The 9463-nt window shown below is 36.6% G+C and carries 10 protein-coding genes; 3 read left to right on the plus strand and 7 right to left on the minus strand.

Going from position 1 to position 9463, the window contains the following annotated elements; translation table 11 throughout:
* Positions 1-482: 482 nt before the first annotated feature.
* The 5 genes from BFN00_RS12460 to BFN00_RS12480 form a co-directional block, all read right to left on the minus strand.
* The gene (locus BFN00_RS12460) at positions 483-1340 is read right to left on the minus strand and encodes a S1 family peptidase (protein ID WP_071851964.1); all 858 of its coding nucleotides are present in this window, start codon (positions 1338-1340) and stop codon (positions 483-485) included.
* A complete protein-coding gene (locus BFN00_RS12465; protein WP_071851966.1) occupies positions 1337-1864 on the minus strand; it encodes a hypothetical protein in 528 nt (175 codons plus the stop codon). Before BFN00_RS12465 ends, BFN00_RS12460 begins: the two co-directional genes overlap by 4 nt.
* Before the next feature lie 10 nt (positions 1865-1874).
* Entirely contained in the window at positions 1875-2279 is a 405-nt protein-coding gene (locus BFN00_RS12470) for a hypothetical protein (RefSeq protein WP_071851968.1), read from the minus strand.
* Positions 2280-2715: 436 nt separating this feature from the next.
* Positions 2716-2907 (minus strand): YqaE/Pmp3 family membrane protein, encoded by a 192-nt coding sequence (locus BFN00_RS12475; protein ID WP_004728112.1) that lies wholly within the window; start codon positions 2905-2907, stop codon positions 2716-2718.
* Positions 2908-2936: 29 nt separating this feature from the next.
* Positions 2937-3218: a DUF8583 domain-containing protein gene (locus BFN00_RS12480; RefSeq protein ID WP_071851970.1), complete on the minus strand. Its 282-nt coding sequence runs from the start codon at positions 3216-3218 to the stop codon at positions 2937-2939.
* A 209-nt stretch (positions 3219-3427) separates the two neighbouring features.
* Between BFN00_RS12480 and mobQ the strand changes: the two genes are divergently transcribed.
* From mobQ to BFN00_RS12500, 3 genes are all read left to right on the plus strand, one after another.
* Positions 3428-4864 (plus strand): MobQ family relaxase, encoded by a 1437-nt coding sequence (gene mobQ, locus BFN00_RS12485; protein ID WP_005248576.1) that lies wholly within the window; start codon positions 3428-3430, stop codon positions 4862-4864.
* A gap of 575 nt (positions 4865-5439) precedes the next feature.
* Positions 5440-6363, plus strand: coding sequence for a replication initiation protein RepM (repM, locus tag BFN00_RS12495; protein WP_004811812.1), 924 nt, complete (start codon positions 5440-5442; stop codon positions 6361-6363).
* Between the two features lie 60 nt (positions 6364-6423).
* Positions 6424-6975, plus strand: a complete 552-nt coding sequence (locus tag BFN00_RS12500; protein ID WP_223182242.1) for a plasmid replication DNA-binding protein — start codon at positions 6424-6426, stop codon at positions 6973-6975.
* 281 nt (positions 6976-7256) lie between these two features.
* On the opposite strand, the gene BFN00_RS12505 is transcribed toward BFN00_RS12500, so the two are convergent.
* A complete protein-coding gene (locus BFN00_RS12505) occupies positions 7257-8711 on the minus strand; it encodes a SulP family inorganic anion transporter (RefSeq protein WP_004282306.1) in 1455 nt (484 codons plus the stop codon).
* Between the two features lie 249 nt (positions 8712-8960).
* Complete coding sequence (locus BFN00_RS12510) at positions 8961-9170, minus strand: hypothetical protein (RefSeq protein WP_004282305.1); 210 nt, start codon at positions 9168-9170, stop codon at positions 8961-8963.
* Between the last annotated feature and the right edge of the window lie 293 nt (positions 9171-9463).

Below are 9463 nucleotides of genomic sequence, written 5' to 3' on the forward strand. Positions count from 1 at the left end.
AATGGCGGTTATACGAAGTACACTTGTATATTAATTTAAATTTCAATCACTTAAAAATTCCACCCTGATCACAAAATGCACAAAAATTGGCTTTTGTAATAAGTTGGTGAGTTTTTAAGCGAATCTGTAACATTTTGCCAGTAAATTTGGTTAAAAAACGATCAATTTAGCAAACAGTGCCCATTTCATGAGGATCCGGGTTGTGAAACTATCCCCAATTGCTGTGGATAAAATTTAGGCTATTTTGTACGCTTTGGCTCACATGAAACTCGGCCCTTTGCGGCTATCCGGAATACTGGAATTTTCCTATGATGAACTCATCGGGAACAGGAAGTTCCATACAAGAATAACAAGAGATAAGCACAAGGACTGTAAGGTACGACAGGAGTTATACCGAGCGAACCAATACGGAAAACCCCGGCAGGATGCCGGGGTTTTTTACTTTTCTAATAAGCTTGAATTAATTTGATAGTTATTTAGTTTTAAGTAATATTTTTCTTTAAACAAAATTCATCAACTAATTCTCTTACACGTTCTGCTTTTATTACTATTCCCAGATTTATAGTTTGGCTGGAATGTGTTCCGTGTTTTTTAATCACTGTTGGAATCGTCACAGCTTGTAATTCATTAAATTGAGTCTTCTCATATACAGCACTAACTACCCCAATAAACAATAACCTATTACCGATTACCATACTATTATCTTCAAAGAAGGATCCTTCAGACATAATTAAAACAGGACTTCCACTTGATCCTGGAAATACAGAAGCATCAATTAAGAATTCTCTTTTTTTATTGAAATCCTTATATAGTGGAGTTGATAAATGTCCTCTTCTAATAACTGGGGTTAATTCGAATTGATCTCCAATTCCATTCGGATATCCAATAAACATAATTTCCTCTAAAGAAGAAATTTTTTTAATCTTATTTATATCAGGAATTGTATTTAAATCAATAGGTTGAAAATAACAGTGTTTATTCACACTTTCTTTAATAAATGTAATTAAAGGAACAATAGGGGCAATAACAAGATCTAAATCCTTATCATCTGGATAAAACCATAGATTTGACCAGTCTAAAGGTCCTAACTCTAATTCAATTTTTTCATTTCCTTTCAGGGCAGACATTTTTTCATCTATCCCTTCATGAAATATAAGTTTCCCACTTTCAGTATTTTCAATGACATGTTTATTAGTTACCAAGAAAATAACTATATGACCTTGATCGATTCTTTTAAAAATAAAGAACCCAGTTCCACTACCAAGGTTCCCATATTGATCTTTAGTTTCTATTTTAATAGTAGAATAAAAAATTTTATCGGATAACTTTTCTATATTCATGAAGGAGATACACTTACCTTTGTGAAATCATCTGATAAAGTTGAACGTATATGGCCATCAACCATATCCAATTCATTAAAATTTGCGAAACCCAGATCATCAGACTTTGATCGTGATTTGACCACTGCTTTTCGAAGCGCAGTAGATGCTGTAGAAGCAATTACTGTTGAAGATCTATAGCTTGCAAATAATACATTCATGTCATTTATCATTAATGGAATAGCAGCTTCTTCTCTAACAATATTGATACTAGAAGGCTTAGAAGAAATGGTTTTTTGTTCCGCTTGAGGGAACTTTTCATCATTTGCAGCAACTTTACACAAAACAGCCTCATGAATTTCTTGATGTGTTGTTTGATCAACTTTTTCATCATTATTCATATAAACGGTGTCTTTAGACTTTTTTATCGTTGCTTCTATTTCTTTCCAAATTTGAGCTTGTTTAGGAGCTTCAATTTTATAAATAGAATAAATAACAGATACACCTAAAGCTATTAAAACGAAAATAGTTAACAAATACAACATACTATCTCCTTTAGCGGTGTTTCAACCACTTGTTGGTAAGTTGAAGACTTTGTACCCATGCATAAATACTGACAATGATTGCATTGATAATGATGAACCCTATAGCAACATTGGTACTCATTGGCTTAACACCATCTATCCTTATAGATAAAGCTATAAAGAGATGTTCTATCAATAACATTACTGTAGCTATTAAGAATAAAATAGCCATACCTACTGCACACCATTGCCCATATATATCTTTTAAATCAATTTTTGATAGTACATATGGTGCAGCTACTAAGAATAAAGTATAGCCAATTACATATAAATTAAAGTTATCTATACTAATTAAAGTTTTTTGCGACCAGAGGTTGGCAATTATTTGTATATAATAAGGAAATAACCCTACTATAAAATACATTAATAGCATCATAAGAAAACATGCTACTCGTCTGCATTGTATAGATTTCTTGGTTAATGTCATTTTCCAAGTATTTCCAATAAGGATTTAAAAAATGTGTCTAATTATATATTTTTCAATAAAAAAAGCATTCTTTTTTATTTAACATAAAGTCTCTTATACAAAATCAAAAAAAATAGCCCCATACCCATATGGGTTAGGAGCTTTATGGCAAAAAATAGAGTGAACTCGATAAAAAATGAAATCCTCTAATTCTTGTTTTAATTATTTTTTTAACTAAGAATTAGAGGATTAATTTCTTTACCTCTGGAGTTTTATAATTATTGTTATAAGATTTATTAAATCACTTATTGCTCAAATAATCTTCACAATCTGATCATTCACTCATGGATAAGTGTGATGGAAATCACAAAATCAATCAGATCTAAAAATCACACAATTACACTATTTATGATGAGCGAATTGTTCTTTTAATTTTCTGATCAGTCTTGTATTGCGACAAAGCATAGACCGCCCAGATGGCAGCCGGGATCCAACCTAAAACTGTAATCTGAAGTAGCAAACAAATGATGCCTGCAAATGGTCGCCCTATGGTGAAAAACAGCAGCCAGGGAAAAATTAAGGCAATTAGCAATCTCATTTCAAATTCCTATGTATTTTTTCAAAAAATTAATAATTAACTGCCGACAGATCAAACAGCTTACGATCTCTTTCATCCGTTAAATACTTATCCATCTGAGCAATCAGTTTTGCTCTAGCTTGTTCATCATCTTCGGTAATCTTCAACATGCAGGATCCAATTAAAATCTTGCGTCTGGTATCGTCCTTTCGAGCCTGTTCTTTCTCTTTGGCACGTTCTCTTGCCAGTGCTGCCTGTCTTTGAGCCTTTAACTGCTTTAGCTTTTCTTCCTGTGCCTTGATTTTGCTGTCTAGTGTTTCAGTAACGCTCATTAATCCAATACCATCATCCTAGGAAATCATCCCTAACATAAGCGCACTTGAATATGCATTCAAGGTGCTATATGTATAGTAATGTTTTCCTCGAAGAGCGCACTTATGCAAACTTTGTTTGCAAGTACGATTGGGGAGACCCCAATACCCCGACAACCGTATTTACGGTTGTATTTCACTACGTGAAAATTTAAAAGCGAAAAACAGGCATGGCGATTTACCACTTTTCAGTCAAAACCGTAGCACGATCAGCAGGGCGATCCGCCACTGCTGCGATTGCCTATCGGGCAGGTGAAAAGATCTATTGTGAACGTGAAGGCCGAGAACATGACTACAGCCGAAAAACCGGGGTGGAATACAAAGAGATTTACTTACCCGAAGGCGCACCAGAACATTTAAAAAACCGAGAAAAACTCTGGAACGAAGTTGAACAACGGGAAACCCGAAAAAACTCGACTGTAGCTAGGGAATTTGAAATTGCCTTTCCAAGTGAACTGAACCAGGAACAACGTCTGGCCATGCTCGAAGAATTATGTGCCAGCATCGTGGAAAGACATCAGGTAGCAGTCGATGCCTGTATTCATGCACCGCATACCGGATCCGGCAGTGATGAGCGCAATTATCACGCCCATATCCTAATGAGCACACGTAAACTTACGCCAGAAGGTTTTACAGAGAAAACCCGGGAACTGGATCAGAAACACAGTGGAGAAATCGAACACTGGCGCGAACACTTTGCCGATATCTGCAATATGCACCTGGATCTGGCTGGATACACTGCCCGAGTCGACCACCGCAGCTACAAAGACCAGGAGAATGGTTTAGAAGCCACGCTGCACGAAGGGCCGAAAGTCACCGAACTGCGCCGAAAAGGGATTAAGACCGAAATCAGCCGAAGCAATGACGAAATCAAACAGAGAAATCAGGCTCAGCTGCAATACGGCAAAAATATGGATCTGCTGATTGCTGAAAATGAGATCAAACTCAATACACTAAAAACTGAACAGCAGATCCAAATCAAAAATAGTGCTAAAACGCCACCAATTGACGAAAAAGCCCTGTTTGAAGAAAAACAGAGGGAAACCCTTGGCAAAGTGCTAAATCGCGAAATCAGCGCAAAAGAGGCGAATCTAGACCTAGAATTTATGCAGGATGTTTTTAAAAAGGCAGAAAACACCTTGGGCAAGATGCAAAAGCATAAAAATGAGTTTAGTCAGCAGCTCGCCCAAGACATCGTGAAAAACAGACTGAAACAAAGTCATGACAAATTGCAAAGCCTGGTGGATCAACACAACGAATTAGGCCAGAACAAACCATTGCTGTTTGGAAAAAAAGCTTGGGAGGCACAACGTAATGCACTCTATCAAGAGCACAAGCAACTGAAAGGCAGACATGAATACCAGAAAAAAAATGGTGTGAAGGATTTATTGGAAAATGAAAAGTTCAAAGAACATGCCTGGAAGCAGTACCAACAACAACATCCGGCCAAAGCCAAGCAATACCAGACTCTATACTCAACCTATCAAGTCATTAAAAAATGTGTGAATGAGATCAAAGCAGAACAACAGCTGAAACTCAGACAAGAACAACAACTCAAAGCACAGCAACATGCACCTAGAATGAAATCTCGTGGCATGAGTCGCTAAACAGAGCGAGTGTCTACGAGCGAACTGAGAAAATTTGCCCTTTCCTTTCCCTGATTACAAGCTCCCTATCCATCAATCACCTGCATACCAGAGCATCCCGCATGGGTGCGAACTTTCCAAATTTGATTCTTAAATCGAGCGTAGCGAGAAAAAAAGTTCATGAGCGAAGCGAATTCCGAGTTGCTTTTGCTTTTTCTAAAAGTCACGAAAATATTAACCAAAAATTGCCCCAACGAATCGAGCGAAAGCGAGATTCAATAGAGTTTGAGCGAAGCGAAAACCAAGGGCAATTTTTTACTCCCTGGGCTTTTAATTATTTTTAAGCTTTTAAATGCTTTTAGAGAGGCTCAAGTCTTTGTAAATAAAGGCTTCTAGAGCTTATATGACTACGTTTACCTACCAATATGACTACGTTTACCTACCAATATGACTACGTTTACCTACCAATATGACTACGTTTACCTACCAATAATCTACATTATTTTTTTTGTAGATTTAACTACGTTTACCTTGCATTAATCTACATATTTATTATTATAGATTTATATTCATAAGTAATAATGTAGATAAATAGAATGCGGGACTTAGTAGTTAAAGACAATGCATTAATTAATGCGAGTTATAACTTAGACTTAGTAGAACAACGTTTGATCTTATTAGCTATCGTTGAAGCAAGAGATAGTGGTCGGGGAATCAATGCAAATGACCCTTTAGAAGTCCATGCTGAGAGTTATGTAAATCAATTTAATGTTGCAAGACAAACAGCTTACCAAGCGTTAAAAGATGCCTGTAAAGATCTATTTGTACGTCAATTTAGCTATCAAGAAATTAATAAAAGAGGAAATGTAGAGAATGTTTTAAGTCGTTGGGTCAGCGAAATTAGATATATCGACGATGAAGCTACAGTAAAGTTAATATTTGCCCCTGCAATCGTGCCACTTATTACACGTTTAGAAGAACAATTTACTAAATATGAGTTACAACAGATTAGTAATCTCAGCAGCGCTTATGCTGTGCGATTATATGAATTATTAATTGCTTGGCGCAGTACGGGTCAAACTCCTATTATTGAACTTGCAGAGTTCAGACAAAAAATAGGCGTTCTTGATGATGAATATACAAGAATGGGAAATTTTAAAGATCGAGTATTAAATTTAGCTATTGCTCAAATTAATGAACATACGGATATTAACGTCCAATGTCAGCAACATAAAAAGGGACGTAATATTTCTGGTTTTTCATTCACCTTTAAACTGAAAAAAGTCGTTATAGCTCATACTAAAGAGCAAACTGCTCTTGAGATTTTCTCAAAATTTACCGATGCACAGTGTCATCTTTTTGCCAGTAAATTATCTGAGCTTCCAGATATGAATAAATATTCTCAAGGTACTGAAAGCTACTCACAATTTGCAGTTCGAATTTCTGAAATGCTACGAGATCCACAAAAATTTGAAGAACTACTCCCCTATCTAAAGAAAGTAGGCTTTAATACAAAATAAACTTCATGTTCAGATTGGATGTTCACACGAACATCCTTGTACACGCACTGAGGGATTACATTGAACACAACAAAATTCAGCGTCATGGACGCAAGTAAAGCCTTTAAAAAATCACGTACAACAATATATGAGGCTTTAAAAAATGGTGAATTATCAAGAGATCATGATGGTCTTATAGACTTATCGGAACTTATTAGAGTTTATGGCAATCCAATCAGTGTTCAGTCCAGTACACGCACTGAACAAGTTCAGAAGGATGTACAGGTACACGTTCAATCTGAAGTTGAAAATGTATTAAAAGATCAGATTTCTTTACTCAAAAATCAGTTAGATTTAGCAAATCAAAGAGAAAAGTCTTTGATGCAACATATTGAAGATCTTACTCACAGAATTGAGTTTAAAGGCACCTTAGAACAGCCAAAACAAGAAAATATTAATCAGCTAAATGAATCTACTAATTCGAATATAGCAACAGATCCTCGGTCACAGGATGAATCAAACTATGACGGATTGACTACTCCTGAGAACAAACGGATCCCTATCCCTGAACATATTGAGCCTGAACCTAAAAAAAGGGGCTTCCTGAGCCGTTTCTTCCTTCCTTATGGTTAGCCAGCACTCCACTTTTTTGATGAGCCAATTTCATTGCCAGCAATGAAATAATGACTCCTCAAAAAACCGGATGATGTTTATTGAAACTGAATAAAATCGTGGAACATTGCTTATTTATTAAGCGTGGAACACTAAAAAAGATAAAAAAAGCCCGAACAGTGATGCTCGAGCTATAAACTTTGAAATAAGTATATGAATTTCAAAATAAATTATAACACATTTCGTATAATCCGTATTATGTTAATTTTAGAGAGTCTACATAAACGTAAAATCTCCTGCGCTTAGATTCTGGCATGTGTTCCATACTTATCAATCATAATAGAGCTGGCTTCATTTAAGCCACGCACAGTGACATTCACACCATTCTTTTGAAATTTATTTACAACAGAATCAAGCATGGCGACTGATGTTACATCCCAAATGTGAGAATGGGTCAAGTCAATAATCACATCCTTTACATCCTCTTTAAAGTCAAAACCTTGCATGAACTTTTCAGAAGAACTAAAGAAGATCTGACCTCTCAAATCATATAAACGGGCTGTTCCTTCAAAAGAAGCTGTCACCTGGATATCATTTTCAAGTTTATTCGCCAAGAATAAGGCTGAAAGCAATACGCCCGTTAATACACCTAGAGCCAAGTTATGCGTAGCAACAACTACAATCACTGTCGCAATCATGACGATATTACTACTCTTAGGATTATCTTTTAACTGAGTGACAGAACTCCATTCAAAAGTACTAATCGAGACCATGATCATTACCGCTACCAATGCAGCCATTGGAATCACTTTGAGCCAGTCGCTAATAAATACAACCAGAATAAGAAGAAAAATACCGGCAGAGAATGTTGATAAGCGTGTAAGGCCGCCTGATTTTACGTTAATCATAGATTGGCCAATCATGGCACAACCGGCCATGCCACCCATAAAGCCAGAAGCAATATTCGCAATCCCTTGTCCCTTACATTCCTGATATTTATCACTTGGCGTATCTGTCATTTCATCCACGATGGTTGCTGTCATCATCGATTCAAGTAAACCTACAGCCGCCAGTGCTACCGAATAAGGCAAAATAATCATCAATGTTTCAATATTCAAAGGAATATTTGGAATCAAGAACATTGGAAGTGTGTCAGGTAACGATCCCATATCACCCACAGTTCGTACATCAATTCCTAGAGCAATTGCCAGTAATGTGATTGCAATGATGCAGACAAGTGGAGAAGGGAGTAATTTTCCTAATTTGGGAACCAGAGGAAAGAGATAAATAATCGCCAGACCTAAGGCAACCAGAGCATATACATGCCAGGTCACATTAATCAGTTCAGGCAACTGAGCCATGAAAATTAAGATCGCTAACGCATTTACGAATCCAATAACTACAGATTTAGATACGAACCGCATTAACTTGGCGAGCTTTAAATAGCCTGCCAATATCTGAATCACGCCTGTCAGAATTGTTGCTGCCAGCAGATATTCAAGCCCATGCTCTTTGACCAATGTGACCATAAGCAGTGCCATAGCCCCTGTGGCAGCTGAAATCATTGCGGGACGACCACCTACGAAAGAAATCACGACGGCAATACAGAAGGATGCGTATAGACCGACTTTAGGATCTACACCTGCAATAATTGAAAATGCGATGGCTTCAGGAATAAGTGCAAGACCGACGACTAATCCGGCAAGTACATCCCCACGGATGTTAGAGAACCACTGTTCTCGGACATTAGATAACATAAACATAGCCTGTTTTTTAATTTTTCAGATAGGCTAGTGATGTGATATATACAACACACAAGCGACTACACCACATCACTAGACAGTGATGAGTTATTTACAGATTTAAGAGGGTAAATAAACTTAAGGTGGCGTAGGTGTCATAAGATGAAGGAACTTTTTAGAGTAAAAAAATCAGGACAAGGGTAACAGCTAGGTACTTTTTTATAAAGCCTGGATGTTATATCCAAGCTTTGTTTAATCGGTATTTTATGAAGCTTTTAGCTCCCCAAGTAATTGACCTATTTCCAAACGTGTGTAGCCACGTTCTTTAAAGATCAAAACAATAGCCTGTTTATAATCTTCAGAAATAGCCGTTTTATATTTATTAATTAATTGCAGCTCAGCATTAAGCTGAAGGTCATTTTTGATCGTCAATACTTCCGTAGAGACTTTATTAAAAATCTTGAAATTAAACATACAGGTGCTCTTCATCAATATTGTAGCGGCCCGACTACAACTAACACCTGCCTTAGCTTAGCTAGACACCCTTAGTAGCAAGAATTGCAAATTAAAAAGGGATCTGCAAGTTTTTCTCAAGGGGAAGCATGAATAATCCACTAAATTTATATCCATTTAACATAATGGCGGTTATTAGAAAAAAAATCTTTCTCTTTTACACATCTCCCAGCCCCCCAGAACGATCAGTATCTCGTATGCCGTCTTCTTCTTTTAAAAAAAAAAAAAACAACAACCACACCAACCCCCTACCC

Source organism: Acinetobacter sp. AR2-3, assembly GCF_001878775.1.
GTDB lineage: Bacteria > Pseudomonadota > Gammaproteobacteria > Pseudomonadales > Moraxellaceae > Acinetobacter > Acinetobacter lwoffii_D.

Excerpts from the sequence above, each read along its gene's own strand:
- mobQ (WP_005248576.1), top strand. The coding sequence starts at position 3,428 with ATGGCGATTTACCACTTTTCAGTCAAAACCGTAGCACGATCAGCAGGG.
- BFN00_RS12480 (WP_071851970.1), bottom strand. The coding sequence starts at position 3,218 with ATGAGCGTTACTGAAACACTAGACAGCAAAATCAAGGCACAGGAAGAA.
- BFN00_RS12460 (WP_071851964.1), bottom strand. The coding sequence starts at position 1,340 with ATGAATATAGAAAAGTTATCCGATAAAATTTTTTATTCTACTATTAAA.
- BFN00_RS12465 (WP_071851966.1), bottom strand. The coding sequence starts at position 1,864 with ATGTTGTATTTGTTAACTATTTTCGTTTTAATAGCTTTAGGTGTATCT.
- BFN00_RS12505 (WP_004282306.1), bottom strand. The coding sequence starts at position 8,711 with ATGTTATCTAATGTCCGAGAACAGTGGTTCTCTAACATCCGTGGGGAT.
- BFN00_RS12470 (WP_071851968.1), bottom strand. The coding sequence starts at position 2,279 with ATGATGCTATTAATGTATTTTATAGTAGGGTTATTTCCTTATTATATA.
- BFN00_RS12475 (WP_004728112.1), bottom strand. The coding sequence starts at position 2,907 with ATGAGATTGCTAATTGCCTTAATTTTTCCCTGGCTGCTGTTTTTCACC.
- BFN00_RS12510 (WP_004282305.1), bottom strand. The coding sequence starts at position 9,170 with ATGTTTAATTTCAAGATTTTTAATAAAGTCTCTACGGAAGTATTGACG.
- repM (WP_004811812.1), top strand. The coding sequence starts at position 5,440 with ATGCGGGACTTAGTAGTTAAAGACAATGCATTAATTAATGCGAGTTAT.